Below are 21213 nucleotides of genomic sequence, written 5' to 3' on the forward strand. Positions count from 1 at the left end.
AAGCCACAAAGCGATCAAGAATTTTCAACTGTTCAATTAGGCTTGAAAAGCTTGGCAGCTCAGCAAGGCAGACTTCCAAACATCTTCGCGATACTCGGTCTGATCTCAGAACAATAACGTTTCCAGCATCCTTGGTTCGTTCTCCTCTGAAAGGAGCGATGTCAGGATCGTGCTGTCATTGGATCAAAAAAAAAGGCATCCCGATGCCATCAGTTTTTCATTCTTGCCCAAAAGGCAATCAATCAACTGGGTCCAGACCGATTTCGATGTCTTGATCAGAGTATTCAGGTTGACTCGATGCTGTCTGTGAATTCCTGGAATGCTTTCTTCAACCGTTCCACTGGTGTTTCCGAAGGAGGGCATTCCTGATTGGTGAAGCGGGTATAAGCCTGGAGAATGCGGGCTTCCGGCTCCAACAGCGCTGCAACGGCCGCCTTAAGCATCACGACATTGCGCTGAGGCGTCAGCCCGGACAAGTAAGGATGAAGTGACCAGGGACCAGCCTCGTCCTGCTTGTCCAGCCGAAGAGGTCTGATCAACTGGTAAGCGCGCTCGCCATCCGAATCCGTGGTCTGCCTGAGACGCGCAACCAGTGTCACACCACTGGTGAGCAGAACCAGCCGGATTGATCCTTCGCTTAACAGTGGCAGAAACGGTGCGGATTCATCCGCATGCGTAAGAGACGAGCCGCTGGATGAATGGCTCAACTTCACCCCGTTGACCACAGGACCAGGCATTGCGACGCTCACTGAGGTTTAGATCGTAAAGCTGTCCGCTTCGAAGAGTGAACAGCCCCCCTGCACAGCGGAGCAGAGAACCGAGCACGGCCTGCATTCTGTGAAAACTTGATCGGAACAGGGCCTTTGACTCCGTAGGCTGAGTGGCTCATTCTCCGTGCCCATGGCTCTCGAGCAACTGCGCATCGCCTCCCGCCGCAGCCAGCTGGCCATGGTGCAGACCAACTGGGTGAAAGCCGAGCTGGAGACAGCGCATCCAGGACTGGCCATCTCCGTGGAGGCCATGGCCACTCAGGGAGACAAGATTCTCGACGTGGCCCTGGCAAAGATTGGCGACAAAGGTCTGTTCACAAAGGAACTGGAAGCCCAGATGCTGGTCGGTCGAGCAGAGATCGCCGTGCACTCACTCAAGGATCTGCCCACCAACCTGCCCGAGGGCCTGATGCTCGGTTGCATCACCGAACGGGAAGATCCTGCGGATGCACTGGTGGTCAACAGTAAAAACGCTGATCACACGCTGGAAACACTCCCTGAAGGATCGGTCGTCGGAACCAGCTCGCTACGACGACTCGCCCAGCTGCGCCACCATTTCCCCCATCTCCAGTTCAAGGACGTGCGCGGCAACGTGATCACACGTCTGGAAAAACTGGATGCCGGCGGCTACGACTGCCTGATTCTTGCGGCTGCTGGCCTCACCAGGCTTGGGTTTGGTGATCGAATTCATCAGATTATTCCTGGCCACATCTCACTTCACGCCGTCGGGCAGGGAGCTCTCGGAATCGAATGCGTGAGTGGCAATCAGGACGTGCTCAACATCATTCAGGTGCTCGAACATGCCCCAACGGCGGGACGTTGCCTAGCGGAACGGGCCTTTCTCCGGGAGCTTGAAGGCGGTTGCCAGGTCCCCATTGGAGTTAACAGCCGCATCGACGGTCATGAGCTGGTTCTCACAGGAATGGTCGCCAGTCTCGATGGCAAGCGACTGATCCGCGATGAGCACCGCGGCCCCCTGAGCAATCCTGAGGACGTGGGCCTGAAACTGGCATCAGAGTTGAAATCCCGCGGTGCGGGCGAGATCCTTCAGGAGATTTTCGCCTCGGTTCGTCCCGAAGCCTGACCATGTCACTTCTGCACACGGCGGTTGGAATTTTCACGATTTCCAACCCGATCGGCAATCTGCCCATCTATTTGTCATTCACCAATGGCAACAAGCGTCAGGACCGGGCGATTGCTCGGAGCAGCTCTGTCACCATGCTCATCGCTCTGCTCCTCGCCACCTGGCTGGGCAGCGATCTGCTGGGCTTCTTTGGAATCAGCCGACCAGCATTCCAGGTGGCTGGAGGATTGATCGTGGTGCTGATCGGACTTTCGATGCTGCGCTCGGAGGCGTCGAGTATTCACCATGACCCAAAGTCCGTGGAACGCGATCAGAACTCCGCAATCAAGGGGATCGTGCCTCTGGGCATTCCTCTGCTGGCAGGTCCCGGCACTCTCACAGTTGTCATTGCAGATCCCAGCGCAGAAAACTTGAGCGGAAAGCTGGGCCTGAGCCTTGTGGTGCTTGTCATGACTGCACTCGTTTATCTGATTTTCAATGCCGGCGAAATGCTTTCATCCAAAATCAGTCAATCCGCACTGCAGGTGCTCACGAAAATCATGGGGCTTCTGCTCACCGCCATTGCGGTTCAGATGCTGCTGTCCGGCCTGAGTGAAGCCTTTCCTGTGCTGAGGAGTATCGGTCTCACTGGGTGATTCTCACCGGGGTGCCCACCTCCACGAGTTCATAGAGCTTCTGAACATGGGCATTGAGCATGCGTACGCAGCCGTTGGATACCGCTGCACGGATCTTCACCCAGTGCGGCCAGGGTGTGCCGTGGATTCCGAACTGATCTGGTCCCTGCTGAAGAAAACCGATCCAGCGATGCCCCAGCGGGCTCTTGAGCCCTGTCACGGGATGAACCCGACCAGACTTGGTGCTTTCGTACTGAGGGTTGACCAACTTGGTTTCAACGCGGAACACACCGGTCGGCGTTGGAGTCTTGGGGTCGCCAATGGCAACCGGCCAGCGCCCGATGGACTGACCGTTGCGGATGACGCTGATGCGTCGCTGCCTGAGATCAAGGTGAATGCTGGTTGCTTCCCCAGCCGACTGAATGCTTGCGGATGCGAGCTGTGGTGACTGCAGCTCGGAGGATTCCGCTGCAGGCATCGGACCAGCCATGACCAGAGAGATCGCCCCCACCGCAGCAAGAGGAGCAAAAGCGACGCAACCGAGACGCACCATCAGACAGTCAAGACTCACTGGTCTCAACGTATCCATTGGCCAGAGTAAAAACCGCACACCAGTGGAGGACTTTCTGAAGAAACCTCTTAGGTGCACGGCGAAAGCCGTCAAGCCCTTGCTGCACAAAGCATTCCAGCGGATGACTCCATGCCGCAGCAGCTTCAGTCGAGCGTTGTGAAGGTTCTGGAGATCATTCCGCTCACGACCGATGCCGGCCTGTTCCGTCCAGGGAGCAAACAGGCGCAGCGGAGTGAGGCAACCGAGCCCGGAATCCGTAGAACAGAACCATGCAAGCCCCTGGCCTGGTGAGTTGCATGGTTCTGCTCAGCACCTGATGGGTACGAGCTTCATCGCCACTGGATCAGGGCGGTGCTTGGTTCAATCAACCAGCTTGGGGTCAATCTCGCTCGTGTAACGAGCCTCGCAGCTCTTGATGATCTCAATGGCTTTGTCGGTTCCGAAGAAACCGTTCACGGTGCAGGTTCCTGGTTTCTTCAGATCCTTGTAGTGCTCCCAGTAATAGGTGGTTTCCTTTTTCCAGTGCTCACCAAGATCCTCGAAACTCTTGATGTGATCCATACGCTTGTCATCGGCCAGCACGGCGATGACCTTGTCGTCGACTTCGCCGCCATCATCAAAGGTCATGATGCCGATGATGCGAGCCTCAACAATCGAGCCTGGAATCAGGGGCTCCGTGACATTGACAATCTCGATGTCGAGCGGGTCTCCGTCTTCATCCCAGGTTCGGGGAATACAGCCGTAGGCGAAGGGATAGGCCAGAGAGGAGTAACCAACCCGGTCAAGCTTCAGGTGCCCGGTCTCGGTGATCAGCTCATACTTGTTGATCGTGTTGGAGTTCAGCTCCACGATCGTGTTCAGACGCAACTCGGATTCGTCAGCAAAGGCCGGCAGCACATGCAGCAGGTTCGGCATGCTGCGGCTCGGAGCCTGGTCGAGGTTGGCCATGAAGAACGGCAATCGGAGCGGTGATACTACGAGGCACGGGCTCAGGCGCTCACAGCGAACAAACGCTCCAACTTGGCTTCGAGGTAGTTGAGGAACGGAGCACTGGACAGGGGCTGACCGGACACCTGCTCAACCAGCTGCTCAGCGTTGAGTGCACGGCCGATGGGGTGGACCTTCTCCCTCAGCCAGCAGAGCATGACGCTCAGATCACCACGGCGGACATGCTCCTCGGGAGATCCGATCTCTGACTGCATTGCTTCGCTCAGCTGAGCGCTGATCAGATGTCCGAGCAGATAAGACGGGAAATAGCCAAACAGGCCCTCACTCCAGTGCACATCCTGCAGGCAACCGTCCGCATCATCACTGGGGGTGACTCCAAGTAGTGCGCCGTAGCGACGGTTCCACTCTCCTGGCAGTTCCTCGACCGGCAGCCCCTGTTCCAGCAGGGCCAGCTCGAGGTCGGTTCTCACGAGAATATGAAGTCCGTAGCTGAGTTCATCAGCCTCAACCCGGTTACATCCGGGCGCCATCGGGTTCATCGCCTTCCAGAGGTCAGCCGGTGTCTTCAGAGGTGCTCCCGCATCCGCAAAACGTTCCCACCACAGTTCGGCGAAAGGCTGGCTGCGAGCCACCCGGTTCTCCCAGAACAGCGACTGGCTTTCATGCACTGCCATGGAGGTCGCCTGGCCGAGAGGCCAGGCGAACCACTGATGGGTGTCGGTCGGTAGCCCCTGCTCATAGAGCGAATGTCCCCATTCATGCGCGGTTGCAAGAAAACAGGAAAGTGGCTGACCAGCCACCACGCGGGTGGTGATCCGGAAGTCACGGGGGCCGAGGGTGATTGAGAAGGGATGGGGAGAAGCCGCCACACAGGTGATGCCCCGGTCGCGGCCCCAGTCACGGAGCAGCTGGTCACAGAGCTGCTGCTGCGAGGACTCGGAAAGGTCCCAGCTGAGGGAGGACGGCCTGGACGTCCCCTTGAGTTTCTCGATCAGTTCAGGCAAGCGGCGGCGCAGAGGGGCAAACAGGTCCTGCAGCCGCTGAAGGGTCAGATCCGGCTCGAACGGCTGCGCCAGCGTCTCCCAGCAGCTTCGCGGTTCTGACAGCTGTCGGGCCTGTTCCTGGCGCAACTCCACCATCCGCTGCAGAGCAGGCGCAAACAGAGGGAAATCAGATGCTCTGCGAGCCTGTTGCCAGAGGTCATAACCCTGGGATTTGGCCGTGGCGAGCGCACTGACAAGGTCAGGATCCAGTGCCTGTTGCCGCCTGAGATCCTGCTCCAGAAGATCGAGATTGCGCATCTGGCCGCTGAGAACAGAGCCCTCGTCAGTCTCCTTCGAGCGAATTCGCCACTCCTCGCGAGCCTCGGCGATCAGCTCCGCATAGCGCTCGGAACTCTGACGTGCATGAAGCTGGCGGGCCAGAAGAGCCAGCTGCTCACCCCGCCAGGCGGCACCACCACTGGGCATTCGGGTGTTCTGATCCCAGTAGAGAGTTCTGGTTATGGAATCCATAACCTGTGTTTCGTGAAGATGCGCGCCGAGACGATCCCAAGCCGTTTTCCCGGCTGCCATGGGCTTCATTGATCTTGAACGACCCTAACCAGCTTGCACTTCCGAGCACAGACCCAACTGCGCCGATCACCAGCTCAGAGGGAATGCTGTCGATCAGCGTTCAGGACGGCTCCTGATCTTCGTCCGCACGGGAATCGGGATCCACGCCTTCAGCACGGAGGGCTCTCTCCAGGGCGTTGACCTGTGCGGTTCTTTCCGGCGATTCGACAATCACATTGACCTGCCTCACAGCGACGAACTTGCGCCAGATCAGAACAATCAGCCAGGTGGCCGTAGCGAAGAGAGCGGCGAAATACAGGAGTCGCATGACCTCAAGGACCCGGCGGAGTCGCTGTTCTAATTGAATCGGAGCATCCCAGGCGGAGTCGGTGATGACACTCCATTCACTGAGGCTGCTCATCCTCCTCGGAGGGGTCATGCTCCCGATCCGTCTGCTCATAGGTCATCCGGTTGAGCCGGCGTTGCACATCCTGGCGTCGGAACAGCTCATGAAATCGGCTGATCAGGTAGTCGATGTCCGTCATGCCCCATGCCCTCCTGCGCAAGCTCTGGATGTCATGAACGCACTATCCCCTGCCTCTGCAGTGACGCATGCGACAGGCTCGGTACACATTGTCGAAACAGTCTCATTTCGACCAACCATTTCATTTGCGGCGGCAATAGCCCCCACCCATGGGGCTCCATCCGGATGGACAGTTCTCCTCAATAGCCGGGCGGAGTGTATAGCTCATCAGTCCGAGAGCACTGCATTTGCCGTTTGACATGTCGATGTACCCCATCGGACATTCGGCAGTGAGCTTCTTCACCATGCGCTGCGCTCTCACAGGGACAGCTGAAACGCCGACCATCGGAAGAAGGATCAAAGAAAGCCAGACCACTCTGTTGAACATGTGCTGGCCGGAATCGCCACTTGCGGCCCAGGCTAGGGCTGAAGTTCAGGGACGATGATTCATGGCAGCACTGCTCAGCCCTCAGGAACGAGAGAGTCTCGGCACCACTCTGCCGCGATGGCAGGTGGAAGGGGATCGACTCAGACGCCAGTGGCAGTTCAGGGACTTCAGCGAGGCATTCGCTTTCATGACCAGGGTTGCGCTGCTGGCGGAGGCGAAGCAGCACCATCCCAACTGGAGCAATGTCTACAACCTGGTGACGATTGAGCTGACCACCCACGATCTGAAAGGACTCAGCGATCTGGACGCCGAGCTTGCGCAAGCCATTGATGCTCTTCAGTGAAGCGCTGCCAGAATGAACTCGAGGCTCAAGAATTTCTCATGACAACCGGCGTGAACCGAACCGACACAGTGCCGGTGACGATTCTCACTGGCTTTCTCGGAGCGGGTAAAACGACATTGCTGAATCACATCCTGAGCAATCAGGAAGGGCTCAAAACGGCTGTGCTGGTTAATGAGTTCGGAGAGATCGGCATCGACAACGAGTTGGTGGTGAGCACCAGCGAAGACATGGTCGAGCTGAGCAACGGATGCATCTGCTGCTCCATCAACGGCGAGCTTCTTGAGGCCGTTGATCGCATTCTCAACAGACCCAAACCGGTCGAATACCTTGTGGTGGAGACGACGGGCCTGGCCGATCCCCTGCCCGTTGCCATGACATTCCTTGGCAGTGAGCTGCGTGATCTGACAAGGCTCGACTCGATCATCACCTTGATCGATGCCGAAAACTTCGGCTCCGAAGCCATTGCCAGCGAGGTGGGGCGCTCACAGGTGATCTACGGCGACATCCTGATGCTCAACAAGACCGATCTTGTCGATGAAGGTCGTCTGGATGACGTCGAACAACAGTTACGCGACGTGAAGAAGGATGCGCGCATCCTGCGCTCGGTGAAGGGGGATGTGCCGCTGCCGCTTCTGCTGAGCGTGGGTCTGTTCGAATCCGACCGGGTGGTGCATGAAGCCCATAGCCACGACCATGGGCACAGCCACGACCATGGGCACAGCCACGACCATGGGCACAGCCACGACCATGGGCACAGCCACGACCATGGGCACAGCCACGACCATGGGCACAGCCACGACCATGGGCACAGCCACGACCATGAAGATGAATCCCCGGATCATCTGGCCATAGAGGGGTTCACGTCACTGTCTTTCTCAAGCAGCAGCCCGTTTGATCTGAGAGCGTTTCAGAACTTTCTCGACAACCATCTGCCCGAGAGCGTCTTTCGGGCCAAAGGCATTCTCTGGTTTAAGGAAAGCGAACGACGGCATGTTTTCCACCTTGCAGGCAAGCGCTTCTCAATCGATGACAGCGACTGGAACGGGGCCCGCAAGAACCAGCTGGTACTGATCGGTCGTGGACTTGACCACGACACGCTGCGGAGTCAGCTGCAGGACTGCGTTGCCAACCCTGCTGATCAGAAAACTGATGCGAAGTCGCTCCGCATGCAGCAAACATGACTAGGCTATCGAACATTGAGGAGGGAGCATGGTTGAGGTTCTCGCAGCAGGTGGCCTAGTGATGGCTCTTGCGCTTGCCTTCTGGCTTCTGCTTGACTCCGATGATGACAACGGTGGCGGTGGCCTGATGGAGCCTGCTCTCGTGCCGATCCCTGTTCGCAGCAACGATCGCTGATCCTTCCCCTACTTCGCCCAGAAGTCTTGTAAACCGCGTCTTTGACGGGGTTTTTTAATGCACCAAACAAGGTTATTGAATACGCTTCGCAGAAGCTTCTTCTGCGTGTTTTTGCCGCCTCTCCCCAGTGCAGCTCCTGCTTCTTTCCGAATGTGGAGCAACTTGGCATCTTCCGCAGTCAAGCGCGAGCGCATGGCTTCACAGCCGCTGACCCCAGATTGTTTCAGGTGATTCGAGAGTGAAAAGCGACAGTTTCTCGATTGAAGACCCTCGTCGGGGAGGAGTTCTTGCCGAAACACGCCGGGTGCTTTCCGGTCGGTTCTGGCTTGTCGCAGGGGCGATTGCGATTGCGTTCCTTGCTCTGCTTCCGGTCATCGGTCTGCTGGGAGAAGGACTCAGCGGCGTGAGCAGCGGCAATGCCAGCCTCAGGCCGGACGGTCTGCTCCAGATCCGCGGCACGGTCGTGCTGCTTCTGGGCACCAGTCTGATGGGGGGGGTGATCGGAACCGCCAACGGCTGGCTGCTGGCGAACTGCCGTTTCCCAGGCCGCCGCTGGCTGCGCATCGCCCAGCTGCTGCCCCTGGCCAATCCGTCCTATCTACTGGCGGCGACTCTGGTTGATATCGGCAGTCTGCAGGGATTCATCATCAACGGGATGGGATGGGGAATCGCTGTGATGGCACTGACCACCTACCCCTATGTTTTCCTTCTCAGCACCGAAAGCTTCACCATCTGTGGGCGCCGACAACTGGAAGCATGCCGGTCGCTGGGTGTGGGGCCTTGGAACAGTTTCCGCAGGATCGCACTGCCGATGGCCCTGCCGGCGATCGGTGCAGGCATTGCCCTCATGGGTATGGAGGTCCTGAATGAATATGGGGCCGTGCAACTTCTCGGCATTCCCAGTCTTTCGGCTGGAATTATCGAGGCCTGGAGAATTGAGGGCAATCCCACGGGTGCTGTGGGCCTTGCCCTGATCACACTTGTCATCGTGATGATCCTCCTGTTCGGCGAACGCAAACTGCGCAGCCGCAGCCGTCGCTGGTCTGAAGGCGTGGCCGGTGGAGAGTCACCGGCATGGGAGCTGGACGGCTGGCGGGCTCTCTCCGCCCAGGCACTTGCTGCAGTTCCACCCCTGCTCACGCTTGGCATTCCACTGTTTTGGGGCGGAATGAACTGGCAGCAGTTGGCCACAGGTCTCACACCCGAATTGCTGTTACTCACCCTTCGCACACTGGGGCTGGCGCTGGCCGCGACTCTGCTGGCAGGTTTGGCGGCACTGTTGCTGGCCATCGCTAAACGCTGGAGTCGTGCCAGATGGCTCAGAGGTGTGACTTTTCTGGCGGGCATGGGCTACGCCATTCCAGGGGCGGTTCTGGCGCTGGCTCTGCTGGTGATCGGAGCTCCCTGGCAACTGTCTCCAATCCTGCTTCTGCTCTGGGGCTACAGCGATCGCTTCCTGGCGGTGAACAAGGGCGGAATCGATGCAGCGCTGGAGCGACTCTCACCCAGTCTTGACGAAGCAGCGACAGGCCTGGGCTTGCGTTGGCCGGCCGTGCTCAAACGGGTTCATCTGCCGCTTCTACGAGGCCCGATCCTTGTAGGCAGTTTGCTGGTGTTCGTCGACACCGTGAAGGAGCTGCCGCTCACATTCGCGCTGCGACCTTTCGACTTCGACACGCTTGCAGTGAGGGTTTTTCAGTACGCCGGTGATGAGCGACTCGCCGCTGCGGTCTGGCCTGCACTGATGATCCTGGTCCTCGGTTTGGTTGCGTCATCCGCTCTGGTGCCGCGACTGGATCGAGATACTGAGTAGTTCTCGGGTTCAGAAGCTGAAACGATCGGGCTCACAATCAGGGCCACGCCTCGGTGCCAGAACGGAGAGCCAGCTGCTCTTGAGAGGGTTGAAACCATCATCACTCACCAGCAGCAGTGGGATTCGACCATCGCTCATCGCCGGCCCCCATGTCATGCCCTCCCAGTTGGCTGCTGGCAGACCATCGGCGAGCAGATCCCAGCTGTGCAAGGGCTGAATCGGCGGAGCAGAGGCTGAATCGACTTGCGGCAGCTGCAGAATCCTGAGATGGGCAGACCAGCCAAGTGGGAACGCGAAGCTGCGCATCAGGGCGAGAACAAGCGAATCGTTCCCAACAGCCAGCAGTTCGGTCAAGCCCAGCTTTTTCCTGGCCGCTGCGCCCTCCGGTCCGATCTCAACCCCGCCGAGCGGCTCAGGGCGAGGATCGGAACCAGGCCGAAGACGGGCGAAACGGACCCAGTCCCTTCCGCGATGAGCCCTGTCCTGAATCAAGGGTGCCTCGGCTGCCATGAGCAGATCACCATTGGGCATCTGCGTGAGTGCTTCTGGTCCTTTGTTGGATGCGAGACCCTGCCCCTCTGCCTCCTGCCAGGCCTGAAGCATGGGAACGTTGCGCTCCAGGCGTCCATCCGAAAGGTTGAAGCGTTGCAGCCTCGCTCTTCTTTCATGGCTGCGGCGCCCCTCACTCACGATCCAGGCCTGATCTCCGACGAGCACCAGACCCTCACCGTCAAAGTTCATGGGCAGGGGAGAACCCCTCTGATCAAGCAAAAGCAGTCGTCGACCTGCCTGAAGCGAGCTCTGTTCAGCCTTGATCAAACGGCCCAGACCCTCGACAGACACGAGATAGCCACTCGTCGCATCACTGAGCAACCAGAGACGATCCTGATCTCGCTGATACGCAACCGCGGAGAAGCCACCCACAGGATCTCCATCCAGTGCCTTGTGGAACAGTTCGACGTTTTCAATCAGCTCCCATCCGGCGGACAGGGGACAGGGCAAAGCCTGTGCAGACGATGGCAAAGCCGGCAGTGCTGAGACCATCATGTCTCTAGAGGCCAGAGTCGACTGGAACATCATCACCACAGCCACAGCCACAGCCACAGCCACGACCATGGTCATGGCCAAAGTCGACAAGCATTCCGGTGGACGGTTCTGCTCAATGCCAGCCTGAGCGGCTTGCAGATCGCCGTTGGGATTGCCTTCGGATCGATCGCGCTCATCGGCGATGCCCTGCACAACGTCGGTGACGTGATGGGACTCCTGCTGGGCTGGGGAGCTGAAAGCCTGAGCCAGAGACCTGCCAAGGGTCGGTTCAGTTATGGCTTCGGACGCTCCACCCAGCTGGCAGCCGTCGCCAACGCCGTGCTGATCCTGATGGCCTCCGCCGTGGTCTGCGTGGAGTCCATCCAGCGGTTCCGACAACCGGAGCTGGTGGTGGCATGGCCGGTCGCCATCGCCGCAGGCGCTGGCCTTGTCGTGAACCTGGTCTCCGCACGCTTGTTCGGTTCAGAACACCATGGTGATCTGAACCGCCGAGCTGCTGCTCTTCACCTGCTCGGAGATGCAGCGGTCTCAGCGGCGGTGCTGCTGAGCGCCTTGGTGACCCACATCACCCGCTGGACGTGGATTGATCCCCTCACAGGTCTTGGAGTCGGCCTGAGCGTGGGATGGCTGGGGATCATGCTGCTGCGCGATGGTCTGGCCGAACTGATGGATGAGGTGCCGCACCGGATCGATCCCGCAGCCGTTCTGGCTGATCTGCAGGCGATGCCGGGAGTGCAGGGCGTTCATCATCTGCACATCTGGTCGATCGGTGGCACGCGCGTGGCCCTCACTGTTCACCTGCAGCGTGACGCGGGCCTGAGCCATCAGGATCCGCAGCTGCTGAGCACTGTTCGCGAACAGATGCGACACAAAGGCATCGAGCACTGCACGGTTCAGCTGGAGGAACCCGACGAAGACTGCGGAGAATCACTCAGCTGATCCAGGCGCAGGGCGATGATGCGATCCATTTTCACGCCGGCTGCGGCCAGCAGATCCGCAAGAGTGACCACAAGGCGATAGCTGAGTGCCACGGCCAGCAGTGCGGCCTCGGGAACTGATCCTTCCAGCCGCAGAAGCAGCACGGCTTCGAAGACCCCCAGCCCCCCCGGAGCGGCGGGAACAACAAGCCCGATGGCCCATGCCAGGGCGAAGGCTGCCATCCAGCTGCCGACCGGCAGCACGGATGCAAGGCCGAAAACCTCAACACAGCACCAGAATCCCGAGAAGCGTGAAGCGACGAACACCAGCTCAGCCATCAGAGGTGTCCAGGGATAGTCATCACGACCACTGCCCAGCTGTTCCAGGGGAGGAAGGGAGGCAAGATCAGGATCCGACCGGTTGAGTTGCCTCAGACGGCTGCGTTCAAGTCTGCAGAGCAGAGGCTCTCGCCAGCGTGGAAGCAGAAGCAGCGCAGGCAGAGGCACGAGCAATGCCAGACCGCTCTGCCATCCGCCGAGGGGCACCCAGAGCAGAGCGGCCACCGCCATCAACATGGGTTCGAGCAACACCGAAACCAGAGCCTGCCCCGTGCCGATCGAGTGGCCCAGGATCCGAATGCGCTGGAGAAAATGCCAGACACCGCCAGGGAGGTACTTGAGCAGATTGCTGCTCAGATACAGCGGCATCAGAGGCACTGGGCCTCGGCCATGCCCAAGCCAGCCCAAGAGCACCTGCCAGGCGGCGGCATTCACGATCAGGCTCAGCCAGCTGAGTCCAAGAGCAAGAACAAGCCACCACCAGCCGCGGGCTGTGATCGCAAGGGAGCGCAGCCCTGAGGCATGGCCAGCCAGTGTCCAGCCGACAAATCCAAGCGCGAGCAGGGTTATCCAGAGCTTCAGGCCGCCGGGGAGTTTGGCTGGCAACAAAGCACGACAACGCTTCAGCATGTCCATTCCTGTTCGGGCTTGAATCGAAGCCCCTCCGAACAGAGCTGCTGCCAGATCACCTCGGGTGAAAGGCCGGTACTGCGGGCAACTCTTTGAAGAGCATCCCGCTCTGGCTTGACGGCCTGGGATCCATCCGGCTTCAACGTCTGCTTGGCAGCCAGATCTCCCCATGGAGTGGTGAGCGATCCTCGCCGTCGCGGCAGCACCCATCGGCCCTGACGCCGTTCTCGCAGCCCAAGCGTTGGACTCTCCCTCCACCAGACCTCACGCAGGGCCGCAGCCTGGCCAGGCAGCACAAGAGCCGTGATCGCAGTCCCCGGGCGTCCCTTCTTCATCTGCAGAGGAGCGGAGGCCACATCCAGGGCACCTCCATCGCGCAGCTGCTGGATCAACCAGGCAATCGCTTCAGCCGAGACATCATCAATCCAGGCCTCCTGCACGATCAGGTCCTGCCAGTGGGGCTGGCTGGATGCAGCGGAATCGCTCGGACGCTGACGGATCAAGCGCAGCAGGTTCGGACGATCCAGACGCCGCTGTCCGAGGCCTGTTCCAATCGCCTCTGGAGCCAGATGTTCAGGCCATGCGAACCCATCAGCGAGAACGGCCATCAGCGCCAGCCCTGTCGGAGTTGTCAGTTCTGCCTCAGGCCAGTCATCACCCCAACGCAGTTCGACCCCATGCCGTCGAGCCAGCTCGAGCACTGCCGGAGCGGGAACAGGCAACCGACCATGAGCCGTGGAGACCATGCCCCGACCCGCCGGAGGCGGCACACACCAGAGCGTCCCAGGTCTTAGGTGCTCGAAGGCAGCACACACTCCAACCACGTCCACCAGGCTGTCGATGGCTCCGACTTCATGGAAATGCACCTGATCGGCACCGATACCGTGAACGGCTGCCTCGGCTTCAGCGAGTGCGGTGAACACCGCGAACACCTTGTCGCGCAGTGTGGGAGAGAGAGACGCGTTGAGGATCCTTTGACGCAACTCCCCCCACTGGCGAAGAGGCGGATGCTCTTCACGCACCTCCACCTCGAGACGCAGACCGCGCAGGCCACCGTTGAGGGCCTCCTCGACACGAAGGGCATAGACGTTCTCAAAACCCAGCACCCGCAATGGTGAGTGGATCACTTCCTGGGAAACCCCCAGATCCAGACAGGCGGCGAGCAACATGTCGCCTGCGAGGCCCGTCGGACAATCAACCACGAAGGAGGCGGCGAGGCCAGGCGTCATGCCACCTCCGGATCAAGTCCCTCCAGAAGCCTTTCAGCGACTACGTCCAGATCATCGAGACGCTTCCTCAGAAACTGTTCCACCTCGCGTCGAGCGCGGCGCTGCTCCCGTTGCGCGGTTTCCACATCCTGCCCTGACAGCCCCCAGATTCTGCCCAGCAGGGCACGATCATCCGCGCCTCCGCGAGCCGATCCCTCCAGCAGGGTCTCTGCCACCATCCCGGCCTGAAGAACACGGCTCCAGCGGCGCAGATCCTCCATCGGCAAACGAACCTGATCGGGGAGGTCGAATTCGGTTGCACCGTTGCTGCGTAACCCTGCCTCAAGACAGGAACGGGTCCCCACCAGAACCCGTCGCACAGTCATCTCCTCCTCCCGAGCAACCAACCAGTGTCCTGCCTCATGGCGAGCCACCCGGCGTAGTCGCGTCCTGCCACCGGGCAGGGATTCCGCCAGCAGATGACCACCCATGCCCTCCAGCTGAGAGGCATCAAGGGTCAGTCCGAGCAAACCGCCACCCACCAGAAGTGCAATCCAGGCCGGCGACAGACCCACCAGAGGGCCGAATACAGCGAGGCCTGTGCAACCGGCCACCGCCAGGCCTGCAGCGGTGGTGGAGACGGGCGATGAGGTCATCAGCTGTTGCCCTGGCGACCGCGGTCCCCCGAACGACGTGAAGCGTTTCGCCCCTTTCCTCCACGCGTCGGCATCGGTGCGATCACATCGGCGGACTGAACCTGAAGCATCTGTCCCTGGCGACGCACATCGAGGCTTACAAAATGGCGCAGATGCGCAAGCTCGACATCACCGCTGAGCTGCAGCTTGAAGGGAAGAGGCCTGAAACCGTCGTTTCGCGGCTGCTGTCGCACCTTGACCACAACCTCAGAGGCTTCCGGCTTCGTGTAGATGAGCTCACCTCTAATCGAGAAGTAATCATCGCCTTCCGGCAAACGATCCGTGGCTGGATCCGCGGGCTGCTCCTCCGGATCTGAAGCCGACAGTGTGCTGGGCTCCCAGATTCCGGCGATCTGGAGATGCAACTGACCTGCTTCCCTGCATCGCGGGTAGACCACCCAGAGATGGGGCCTGTCCATGTCGAGATGGCGGCGCATCAGTGTGAGCATGCGGCCGAGAACAACAGCATCGATCTCCTGTCCTTCGGCATCAACCAGATGGCCACGGGTGCTCTGCTCTTCGGATTCCGGCCGGAAAATCCCGCGCACGACCCCGATCGCCCGGTACTGCAACGGCTCGGTGACCGCGGGAATGGGATGGTCGCGCATCAGTTTCAGGGGCATCCACCGGCCCGAGGGAACTCTAGCCAGCATCGGCAATGCGCTTCAGACTGACCGGGCGTTCCCACGGCATGGTGGCGGGCTACAAACGTCGAACGAGCGAAACGCTGGCTGGCATCGCGGCAGCGGCATCTGTCTGTGCGGGCACAGGCTTGATGTTGAGCGGCCGCTGGCCCGGGAATCAGTCGCAGGCAACCATCGCCGAACAACGTTCCGGCAGCGCTCTTTCAGAGCTCGAGCTGCTCAGAGCTCAGGCGCTGAGCCATCCGAGGGACTGGCGCTGGTCGCTGTTGCTGGCTCGCGCGCAGCATCGGCAAGGAGACCGGAACGGGGCAGTCCGCACCCTCAGACCCTTGCAGCGACTGCACCCCGACCAACCCGAAGTGATTGCCCTGTGGAGTCTGCTTGCTCTTGAGGCCGAGCAGAGCACCGAGCTGATCAAAAGCCTGAACGAACAGTCCGGCAACACACCCTCTGATCGGAGGCTCGGCCTTGGCCTGCTGCTGGCAGATCTGGAGCGGTTGTCCGGAAAGCTGAAGGCCGCCTCCGATCGCTATCTCAGTCTGATCAAAGACAATCCTCAGAAACCAGAACCGCTCCTGGCCCTGGCCATGCTGAAAAAGGATCAGGGCGAGGGAATCGAGGCCATCACGTTGCTGCGAAAAGCGATGGGTCTTAGAGAAAATACGGCTGGTTCGGCCTGGGATCTGCAGACACTTGAGCTGCGCTGGGCACTTGAGGCAGCCAGGAACAGACCTGCAAGCTCAGGACTCAAGGCTGAGCCAACTCCCTGAGTGCTTCGTCGATGGCATCGACCGGATCTGTGGCGTCGTTCATGGAGGAAGCCTGACGAAGGCTCCTCATCAGTTCCATTGGGTTGGTGACATCCAGGACTGATCCCTTCTGCTTGGATTCCCCTGGGAGGGTGTTGTAGATGTCGCGATCCTCGTTGCGCTCAATCGAGCTGGGCTGAGACAGCGTTGTCTGGGATTGGGCGGAAGGAGAAACGATCAGCAGTGCACTGCTTGCGGCGATCACCAGGCAGCAGGTCACGCGGAGCGATTGCATGAGATCGGGTGCTTGGATCCGGTGGATGCTAAGGGTCTCCAGACAGGTGCATCAGGATCTCCGTGCAGATCGCGAGCTGGAATGTCAATTCGATCCGCACTCGGCTGGATCATGTCTTGCGCTGGCTGGATCAGAGCGGAGTGGATCTGCTGGCGCTGCAGGAAACCAAGGTTGATGATCCACTTTTTCCGCTCGAAGCGTTTGATTCCAGAGGCTACGCAGTCAGCTTCCACGGCCAGAAGTCCTACAACGGCGTTGCCCTGATCAGCCAGCATCCGCTGGAGGATGTGCGGATGGGCTTCCTCGGGGAGCTGAGTGCTGATCCGGAGACCGAGAAACTCAGTGATCAGAAACGAGTGATCAGTGCTCTGGTGGAAGGGATCAGGGTGGTCAATCTCTATGTACCCAACGGTTCCAGCCTCACTTCAGACAAGTACGACTACAAGCTCAGCTGGCTCGCCTGTCTGGAGAGGTATCTGCAGGCGGCCAGGAGCAGGGACGAGCCCCTCTGCGTTGTTGGTGATTTCAACATCGGACCGGAAGCCAGAGATCTGCATGATCCCGAACGCCTCAGTGGGGGAATCATGGCTTCCGATGCGGAGCGAGGAGCACTGTCAAAGGCCCTTGGGCACGACCTCAAGGACGCCTTCAGACTGTTTGAAGCGGGCACCGGTCACTGGAGCTGGTGGGATTACCGCAGTGGTGCCTGGAACCGAGACAGCGGCTGGAGAATCGATCACATCTATCTGAGCGGCGAGCTGCAGGAGCTCGCCCTCAGCTGCCAGATCGATAAACAGGAGCGGGGACGTGAGCAACCCAGTGACCATGCACCCGTGGTTGTGGACCTCTCCTGGGAGCTCGAGGACGAACTCGAGGAGGTGGATGGAAATTTCATGGCTGACTGAGGCTGATCATGCAGACTCCGTCACAGTCGTAAACACACGGCACAAACAGGGTCATACCCAGAGTCTTGGGACCAGAAACCGTTTCACAACCTGCGATGAGGCTCTCCAGGAATGGCCTGATCAGGGCCCGAAACACCATGCCGATCCTGGTATCACAAGTTCCGGAATCCCGGCTTCGTACACAGATCAGCCGTTTTGGCACGTTCTTGGGTCAGGATGTGGCACGGTTTGCATCGGCCCTTTGGCTTCCGCCCCAGTGACAGCACCAAGCTTGAACACAAGTCGCTCCCAGGAGCTGTTCAGCGCCGCCCAGGCTCTGATGCCCGGTGGCGTGAGCTCCCCAGTGCGTGCATTCAAATCCGTGGGTGGGCAGCCGATCGTCTTTGATCGGGTCAAGGGCGCGTATGCCTGGGACGTCGATGACAACAAATACATCGATTACATCGGCAGCTGGGGACCTGCGATCTGCGGCCATGCCCACCCCGAAGTGATCAGCGCACTTCAGGAAACAATCGAGAAGGGCACAAGCTTCGGGGCACCCTGTGCTCTCGAGAACACTCTGGCCGAAATGGTCATCGACGCCGTCCCCAGCGTGGAGATGGTCCGTTTCGTGAACAGCGGGACGGAGGCCTGCATGGCCGTGCTTCGCCTGATGCGCGCCTACACCGGCCGCGACAAGGTCATCAAGTTCGAGGGTTGCTACCACGGCCACGCGGACATGTTCCTGGTCAAAGCCGGCTCCGGCGTCGCCACTCTTGGCCTGCCCGACTCACCTGGTGTTCCGCGCAGCACAACCGCCAACACCCTCACAGCGCCCTACAACGACCTGGAAGCGGTCAAACAGCTGTTCGCGGAGAATCCTGACGCGATCTCAGGTGTGATCCTCGAGCCCATCGTCGGCAATGCGGGGTTCATCCAGCCTGAGCCTGGCTTCCTGGAGGGCTTGCGTGAACTCACCAAGGAGAACGGCGCCTTGCTGGTCTTTGACGAGGTGATGACAGGTTTCCGCATCAGCTACGGAGGTGCCCAGGCCCACTTCGGGGTGACACCTGATCTGACCACCATGGGCAAGGTGATCGGAGGCGGCTTGCCCGTGGGGGCCTACGGCGGACGACGCGAAATCATGGAGATGGTTGCTCCGGCTGGACCGATGTATCAGGCCGGCACTCTGAGCGGAAATCCCCTCGCCATGACGGCAGGCATCAAAACGCTTGAGCTGCTCAAACAGCCGGGCAGCTACGACAAACTCACGGCAACCACCGAAAAGCTGGTTGAAGGGATCAAGGAGGCGGCAACCGCCGCAGGCCTGCCGATCACAGCGGGCAGCGTCAGTGCCATGTTCGGCTTCTTCCTCTGTGATGGTCCGGTGCGCAACTTCGAGGAAGCAAAGGCAACGGATGCCGAACGCTTCGGCAAGCTGCACCGCGCCATGCTTGAGCGTGGTGTCTATCTGGCTCCGTCTGCTTTTGAGGCAGGTTTCACCTCCCTGGCCCATTCGGACGCAGACATCGAGGCCACGATTCAGGCATTCCGCGAAAGCTTCGCTTCTGTCGCCTGAGCTCTGATTCAGTTTCGTCCCCCATGCTCCATCCAGGCATCGACTTGGGGGATGCGATCGAAAAGGTCTTGATCTGGCCGTTTCTGGGCTTTGAGAAACCGCGTGCAGAGATGTTGGAGGGCTGAGCTCAGCTTGATGTCTTAGGGCATCCAGATCAGTCTGATTCTCAACACTCAGCGATAGTTCTCAAACTGAAGCGGCACGTCAAGTTCATCCTCCTTTGTGCGCAGCAACTGAATGACCTGCTGCAGATCATCCTTGCTCTTGCCTGTCACCCTGAGGCTGTCCCCCTGAATAGCGACAGTGACTTTCTTGAGCTCATCACGAACTATTTTGCTCATTTTCTTGGCCAGTTCCTGACTGAGTCCTTTCTTCAATTTAACCGTCTGCTGAACACGATTGCCCCCCACAGTCTCCGCGGGCTGGAAATCAAAAATCTTGAGGGAAAGATTTCTCTTTGTAGCCTTGGCACGCAGAATATCTTCAACAGCCTGAAGGGTCATATCGCTGGCTGTGGTTATCACAACTGCTGCCTCTTCAAGATCAATCTCCGTGCCGGAATCCTTAAGGTCGTATCGCTGGGAGACATCCCTTCGAACCTGGTCAAGGGTGTTCACCAATTCCTGACGGTCAAAGTCAGAAACCACATCAAATGAGTATGAAGCCATCGATGAGTCGTCATTGGTTGAAGACTAGCAATGCCGAAGAAAGCGGCCTCAACAGAAGATCTGTGAACAAACGGATGTTGATGAACTTCAGATCAGCAATCTGAGCACGCCGAAAGTCCAAAGACCTCATCAGAAAGAGCCGCACGAAGGATTGATGCAGAACCGCTGGTCGCATCGATCCACAGTCAATCACTATTGTTTCAACCGCGATTTTTTTGCTTGTGTTCATCACAGACCTTGTCACCCAGACTGCTGCGGCTCCTTATGCCTTGTCGCTTGTGTTCTCTGGAGCTGTGGTGATTGCAAGCGTGATTCCCCTGGGTGCAGCTCGGTCACAGGCGGACTTCACCATGAATGACATGAAGGCGCCAAGGGCGATGTTCGACCGCCTTCCCGCCTGGGGGAAACGCGCCAGCTGGGCGCATCAGAACAGTTTCGAGGCCTTCAGCCTGCACGCACCAGCAGCGCTTCTCGCACTGATCGCCGTGCTGCAGACCGGGGAGCTTCAGGGTCTCGCCATCCCTGCAGCCCTGCTTCAGCCTCTGCTGCGTCTGGTGTATCTACCGGCCTACATCGCCAACATCCCTCCACTGAGAGGGCTGTGCTGGGCCTCGGCTCTGCTGTGCACAGGAATCCTCTACATCGAAGGAGTCAAAGCTCTGCTGCTCCCCTAGCTCTTGCCCTGCTGGAATTGCTTAAGGGCAGCAAGCAGTGAGGCAGGGGACTGTGGATCCACCATCAGCACACTGCCGGCCGGTGAGTCAGCCATGCGCTGCCCCATGGCCATCCAGTTCTCTGCCAGCATCAGCCGAACGGCTTCCTCGGCTTCCGGGCTCTCGGCGAGAGCCCTTGCCATCACACGTGCAGCTTCCGACTTCGCCTCCGCCATCACGCCCTGTTGTTTCGCCTGTGCCTCAGCCTCGAGCAGGATGGCCTCCTTCTGCGCACGGGCATCAAGAACGAGTGCCTCAGCACGCCCCCTCGCCTCATTCAGCTGGGCCTCCTTCTCCCCCTCGGAGCGCAGGATGGCGGCCCGTTTCTCCCGTTCGGCTGTCATCTGGGCTTCCATGGCCTGCTTCACGCCAGGAGAGGGATTGATGTCACGCATTTCAACGCGGGTCACCTTCACGCCCCAGGGGTCGGTGGCTTCATCCAGCTCCTTCAGCAGCAGCTCGTTCACCTCACTGCGGGTTGTGAACGTCTGATCGAGATCAAGCTTGCCCATTTCGGCGCGGATCTGGGTCAGCACAAGATTCACCATCGCAGCCTGCAGGTTGTCAACGGCGTAATAGGCCTGGGAATGCTCGAGAAGCTGCCAGTACACCACGGCATCAACCTCGATGGAGACGTTGTCCCGGGTGATGCACAGCTGAGGAGGGATATCCAGCACCCGTTCCTTGAGTGATTCATGACTCACCACCCTCTCCACAACGGGAATCACGACGGAAAGCCCTGGCTGCAGCTCGCGATCGTATTTTCCGAGCCGCTCGACAAGGCGCGATCGACCTCCGCTGGTGACTTTGATGCTGCCGCTGCCCAGGAGTGCGATCAGGATCAGGGCTGGCAGGCTCAGCAGGGCTTCCATGACGAATGGA

27 protein-coding genes are annotated in these 21213 nt (G+C 59.4%); 12 read left to right on the top strand and 15 right to left on the bottom strand.

The features are described from left to right. Positions 1-284: 284 nt before the first annotated feature. The gene (locus SIB56_RS07500) at positions 285-737 is read right to left on the bottom strand and encodes a DUF6561 domain-containing protein (RefSeq protein WP_413326966.1); all 453 of its coding nucleotides are present in this window, start codon (positions 735-737) and stop codon (positions 285-287) included. A gap of 163 nt (positions 738-900) precedes the next feature. Between SIB56_RS07500 and hemC the strand changes: the two genes are divergently transcribed. Both hemC and SIB56_RS07510 read left to right on the top strand, forming a co-directional pair. Then, positions 901-1854, top strand: a complete 954-nt coding sequence (gene hemC, locus SIB56_RS07505) for a hydroxymethylbilane synthase (protein ID WP_413326968.1) — start codon at positions 901-903, stop codon at positions 1852-1854. 2 nt (positions 1855-1856) lie between these two features. Beyond that, positions 1857-2489, top strand: coding sequence for a MarC family protein (locus SIB56_RS07510; protein WP_413326970.1), 633 nt, complete (start codon positions 1857-1859; stop codon positions 2487-2489). Here the strand turns inward: SIB56_RS07510 and SIB56_RS07515 are convergent. After that, on the bottom strand, positions 2479-3021 hold the full coding sequence (locus tag SIB56_RS07515) for a L,D-transpeptidase (RefSeq protein ID WP_413326972.1): 543 nt from the start codon (positions 3019-3021) through the stop codon (positions 2479-2481). The two genes, SIB56_RS07510 and SIB56_RS07515, sit on opposite strands and share 11 nt — an antisense overlap. A 147-nt stretch (positions 3022-3168) precedes the next feature. On the opposite strand from SIB56_RS07515, the gene SIB56_RS07520 reads away from it, so the two are divergent. Then, on the top strand, positions 3169-3330 hold the full coding sequence (locus SIB56_RS07520; RefSeq protein WP_413323364.1) for a hypothetical protein: 162 nt from the start codon (positions 3169-3171) through the stop codon (positions 3328-3330). 69 nt (positions 3331-3399) lie between these two features. Here the strand turns inward: SIB56_RS07520 and SIB56_RS07525 are convergent, their stop codons facing one another. From SIB56_RS07525 to SIB56_RS07545, 5 genes are all read right to left on the bottom strand, one after another. Next, positions 3400-3987 carry an inorganic diphosphatase gene (locus SIB56_RS07525; protein WP_413323365.1) on the bottom strand — a complete coding sequence of 196 codons (588 nt, stop codon included), beginning with the start codon at positions 3985-3987 and terminating at the stop codon, positions 3400-3402. Between the two features lie 41 nt (positions 3988-4028). Beyond that, entirely contained in the window at positions 4029-5561 is a 1533-nt protein-coding gene (locus tag SIB56_RS07530) for a carboxypeptidase M32 (protein ID WP_413323366.1), read from the bottom strand. Between the two features lie 100 nt (positions 5562-5661). Beyond that, on the bottom strand, positions 5662-5979 hold the full coding sequence (locus SIB56_RS07535) for a hypothetical protein (protein ID WP_413323367.1): 318 nt from the start codon (positions 5977-5979) through the stop codon (positions 5662-5664). Beyond that, positions 5945-6085, bottom strand: a complete 141-nt coding sequence (locus SIB56_RS07540; RefSeq protein WP_413323368.1) for a hypothetical protein — start codon at positions 6083-6085, stop codon at positions 5945-5947. Before SIB56_RS07540 ends, SIB56_RS07535 begins: the two co-directional genes overlap by 35 nt. Positions 6086-6205: 120 nt before the next feature. Then, on the bottom strand, positions 6206-6409 hold the full coding sequence (locus SIB56_RS07545) for a hypothetical protein (protein ID WP_413323369.1): 204 nt from the start codon (positions 6407-6409) through the stop codon (positions 6206-6208). Positions 6410-6512: 103 nt separating this feature from the next. Between SIB56_RS07545 and SIB56_RS07550 the strand changes: the two genes are divergently transcribed. The 4 genes from SIB56_RS07550 to SIB56_RS07565 all read left to right on the top strand — a co-directional run bounded on the left by SIB56_RS07550 (position 6513) and on the right by SIB56_RS07565 (position 9963). Continuing rightward, positions 6513-6794 (top strand): 4a-hydroxytetrahydrobiopterin dehydratase, encoded by a 282-nt coding sequence (locus SIB56_RS07550; protein WP_413323370.1) that lies wholly within the window; start codon positions 6513-6515, stop codon positions 6792-6794. Between the two features lie 38 nt (positions 6795-6832). Continuing rightward, positions 6833-7975 (top strand): CobW family GTP-binding protein, encoded by a 1143-nt coding sequence (locus SIB56_RS07555; protein WP_413323371.1) that lies wholly within the window; start codon positions 6833-6835, stop codon positions 7973-7975. A 28-nt stretch (positions 7976-8003) separates the two neighbouring features. Beyond that, entirely contained in the window at positions 8004-8150 is a 147-nt protein-coding gene (locus tag SIB56_RS07560; RefSeq protein WP_413323372.1) for a hypothetical protein, read from the top strand. A 238-nt stretch (positions 8151-8388) separates the two neighbouring features. Continuing rightward, positions 8389-9963 (top strand): ABC transporter permease, encoded by a 1575-nt coding sequence (locus SIB56_RS07565; RefSeq protein ID WP_413323373.1) that lies wholly within the window; start codon positions 8389-8391, stop codon positions 9961-9963. Positions 9964-9972: 9 nt separating this feature from the next. On the opposite strand, the gene SIB56_RS07570 is transcribed toward SIB56_RS07565, so the two are convergent. Further along, positions 9973-11085, bottom strand: coding sequence for an esterase-like activity of phytase family protein (locus tag SIB56_RS07570; RefSeq protein WP_413323374.1), 1113 nt, complete (start codon positions 11083-11085; stop codon positions 9973-9975). Positions 11086-11118: 33 nt separating this feature from the next. On the opposite strand from SIB56_RS07570, the gene SIB56_RS07575 reads away from it, so the two are divergent. Then, positions 11119-11949, top strand: a complete 831-nt coding sequence (locus tag SIB56_RS07575) for a cation diffusion facilitator family transporter (protein WP_413327213.1) — start codon at positions 11119-11121, stop codon at positions 11947-11949. On the opposite strand, the gene SIB56_RS07580 is transcribed toward SIB56_RS07575, so the two are convergent. Genes SIB56_RS07580 through SIB56_RS07595 form a run of 4 tightly spaced genes read right to left on the bottom strand, consistent with a single transcriptional unit; the run spans position 11904 to position 15407 of the window. Continuing rightward, positions 11904-12896, bottom strand: a complete 993-nt coding sequence (locus SIB56_RS07580) for a lysylphosphatidylglycerol synthase domain-containing protein (protein WP_413327215.1) — start codon at positions 12894-12896, stop codon at positions 11904-11906. The genes SIB56_RS07575 and SIB56_RS07580 overlap by 46 nt on opposite strands. Beyond that, complete coding sequence (gene larC / locus SIB56_RS07585; protein ID WP_413323375.1) at positions 12890-14125, bottom strand: nickel pincer cofactor biosynthesis protein LarC; 1236 nt, start codon at positions 14123-14125, stop codon at positions 12890-12892. The genes SIB56_RS07580 and larC overlap by 7 nt, the downstream gene beginning before the upstream one ends. Further along, positions 14122-14760, bottom strand: a complete 639-nt coding sequence (locus SIB56_RS07590) for a hypothetical protein (RefSeq protein WP_413323376.1) — start codon at positions 14758-14760, stop codon at positions 14122-14124. Before SIB56_RS07590 ends, larC begins: the two co-directional genes overlap by 4 nt. Next, on the bottom strand, positions 14760-15407 hold the full coding sequence (locus SIB56_RS07595; RefSeq protein ID WP_413323377.1) for a hypothetical protein: 648 nt from the start codon (positions 15405-15407) through the stop codon (positions 14760-14762). The genes SIB56_RS07590 and SIB56_RS07595 overlap by 1 nt, the downstream gene beginning before the upstream one ends. Before the next feature lie 50 nt (positions 15408-15457). On the opposite strand from SIB56_RS07595, the gene SIB56_RS07600 reads away from it, so the two are divergent. Beyond that, a complete protein-coding gene (locus tag SIB56_RS07600; RefSeq protein ID WP_413323378.1) occupies positions 15458-16213 on the top strand; it encodes a tetratricopeptide repeat protein in 756 nt (251 codons plus the stop codon). On the opposite strand, the gene SIB56_RS07605 is transcribed toward SIB56_RS07600, so the two are convergent. Further along, positions 16191-16487 (bottom strand): hypothetical protein, encoded by a 297-nt coding sequence (locus SIB56_RS07605; protein ID WP_413323379.1) that lies wholly within the window; start codon positions 16485-16487, stop codon positions 16191-16193. The two genes, SIB56_RS07600 and SIB56_RS07605, sit on opposite strands and share 23 nt — an antisense overlap. A 62-nt stretch (positions 16488-16549) precedes the next feature. Between SIB56_RS07605 and xth the strand changes: the two genes are divergently transcribed. Continuing rightward, positions 16550-17392, top strand: coding sequence for an exodeoxyribonuclease III (gene xth / locus SIB56_RS07610; protein ID WP_413323380.1), 843 nt, complete (start codon positions 16550-16552; stop codon positions 17390-17392). 256 nt (positions 17393-17648) lie between these two features. Then, positions 17649-18950 carry a glutamate-1-semialdehyde 2,1-aminomutase gene (gene hemL / locus SIB56_RS07615; RefSeq protein ID WP_413323381.1) on the top strand — a complete coding sequence of 434 codons (1302 nt, stop codon included), beginning with the start codon at positions 17649-17651 and terminating at the stop codon, positions 18948-18950. Between the two features lie 173 nt (positions 18951-19123). On the opposite strand, the gene SIB56_RS07620 is transcribed toward hemL, so the two are convergent. Continuing rightward, positions 19124-19618 carry a YajQ family cyclic di-GMP-binding protein gene (locus SIB56_RS07620; protein WP_413323382.1) on the bottom strand — a complete coding sequence of 165 codons (495 nt, stop codon included), beginning with the start codon at positions 19616-19618 and terminating at the stop codon, positions 19124-19126. 221 nt (positions 19619-19839) lie between these two features. Between SIB56_RS07620 and SIB56_RS07625 the strand changes: the two genes are divergently transcribed. Further along, positions 19840-20292, top strand: a complete 453-nt coding sequence (locus SIB56_RS07625) for an MAPEG family protein (protein ID WP_413323383.1) — start codon at positions 19840-19842, stop codon at positions 20290-20292. Here the strand turns inward: SIB56_RS07625 and SIB56_RS07630 are convergent. Beyond that, positions 20289-21203 carry an SPFH domain-containing protein gene (locus tag SIB56_RS07630; protein ID WP_413323384.1) on the bottom strand — a complete coding sequence of 305 codons (915 nt, stop codon included), beginning with the start codon at positions 21201-21203 and terminating at the stop codon, positions 20289-20291. The genes SIB56_RS07625 and SIB56_RS07630 overlap by 4 nt on opposite strands. Positions 21204-21213 lie beyond the last annotated feature (10 nt).

It is taken from the genome of Synechococcus sp. MIT S9503 (genome assembly GCF_047304175.1).
Taxonomy (GTDB): Bacteria; Cyanobacteriota; Cyanobacteriia; order PCC-6307; family Cyanobiaceae; genus Synechococcus_C.

Excerpts from the sequence above, each read along its gene's own strand:
- SIB56_RS07530 (WP_413323366.1), bottom strand. The coding sequence starts at position 5,561 with ATGGCAGCCGGGAAAACGGCTTGGGATCGTCTCGGCGCGCATCTTCAC.
- SIB56_RS07500 (WP_413326966.1), bottom strand. The coding sequence starts at position 737 with ATGCCTGGTCCTGTGGTCAACGGGGTGAAGTTGAGCCATTCATCCAGC.
- SIB56_RS07570 (WP_413323374.1), bottom strand. The coding sequence starts at position 11,085 with ATGACCATGGTCGTGGCTGTGGCTGTGGCTGTGGCTGTGGTGATGATG.
- SIB56_RS07545 (WP_413323369.1), bottom strand. The coding sequence starts at position 6,409 with ATGGTCGGCGTTTCAGCTGTCCCTGTGAGAGCGCAGCGCATGGTGAAG.
- SIB56_RS07590 (WP_413323376.1), bottom strand. The coding sequence starts at position 14,760 with ATGACCTCATCGCCCGTCTCCACCACCGCTGCAGGCCTGGCGGTGGCC.
- SIB56_RS07535 (WP_413323367.1), bottom strand. The coding sequence starts at position 5,979 with ATGACCCCTCCGAGGAGGATGAGCAGCCTCAGTGAATGGAGTGTCATC.
- SIB56_RS07560 (WP_413323372.1), top strand. The coding sequence starts at position 8,004 with ATGGTTGAGGTTCTCGCAGCAGGTGGCCTAGTGATGGCTCTTGCGCTT.
- SIB56_RS07555 (WP_413323371.1), top strand. The coding sequence starts at position 6,833 with ATGACAACCGGCGTGAACCGAACCGACACAGTGCCGGTGACGATTCTC.
- SIB56_RS07520 (WP_413323364.1), top strand. The coding sequence starts at position 3,169 with ATGCCGCAGCAGCTTCAGTCGAGCGTTGTGAAGGTTCTGGAGATCATT.
- SIB56_RS07605 (WP_413323379.1), bottom strand. The coding sequence starts at position 16,487 with ATGCAATCGCTCCGCGTGACCTGCTGCCTGGTGATCGCCGCAAGCAGT.
- hemC (WP_413326968.1), top strand. The coding sequence starts at position 901 with ATGGCTCTCGAGCAACTGCGCATCGCCTCCCGCCGCAGCCAGCTGGCC.
- SIB56_RS07540 (WP_413323368.1), bottom strand. The coding sequence starts at position 6,085 with ATGACGGACATCGACTACCTGATCAGCCGATTTCATGAGCTGTTCCGA.
- SIB56_RS07620 (WP_413323382.1), bottom strand. The coding sequence starts at position 19,618 with ATGGCTTCATACTCATTTGATGTGGTTTCTGACTTTGACCGTCAGGAA.
- SIB56_RS07510 (WP_413326970.1), top strand. The coding sequence starts at position 1,857 with ATGTCACTTCTGCACACGGCGGTTGGAATTTTCACGATTTCCAACCCG.
- SIB56_RS07515 (WP_413326972.1), bottom strand. The coding sequence starts at position 3,021 with ATGGTGCGTCTCGGTTGCGTCGCTTTTGCTCCTCTTGCTGCGGTGGGG.
- SIB56_RS07595 (WP_413323377.1), bottom strand. The coding sequence starts at position 15,407 with ATGCGCGACCATCCCATTCCCGCGGTCACCGAGCCGTTGCAGTACCGG.
- SIB56_RS07600 (WP_413323378.1), top strand. The coding sequence starts at position 15,458 with ATGCGCTTCAGACTGACCGGGCGTTCCCACGGCATGGTGGCGGGCTAC.
- larC (WP_413323375.1), bottom strand. The coding sequence starts at position 14,125 with ATGACGCCTGGCCTCGCCGCCTCCTTCGTGGTTGATTGTCCGACGGGC.
- SIB56_RS07525 (WP_413323365.1), bottom strand. The coding sequence starts at position 3,987 with ATGGCCAACCTCGACCAGGCTCCGAGCCGCAGCATGCCGAACCTGCTG.
- SIB56_RS07550 (WP_413323370.1), top strand. The coding sequence starts at position 6,513 with ATGGCAGCACTGCTCAGCCCTCAGGAACGAGAGAGTCTCGGCACCACT.
- SIB56_RS07630 (WP_413323384.1), bottom strand. The coding sequence starts at position 21,203 with ATGGAAGCCCTGCTGAGCCTGCCAGCCCTGATCCTGATCGCACTCCTG.
- SIB56_RS07580 (WP_413327215.1), bottom strand. The coding sequence starts at position 12,896 with ATGCTGAAGCGTTGTCGTGCTTTGTTGCCAGCCAAACTCCCCGGCGGC.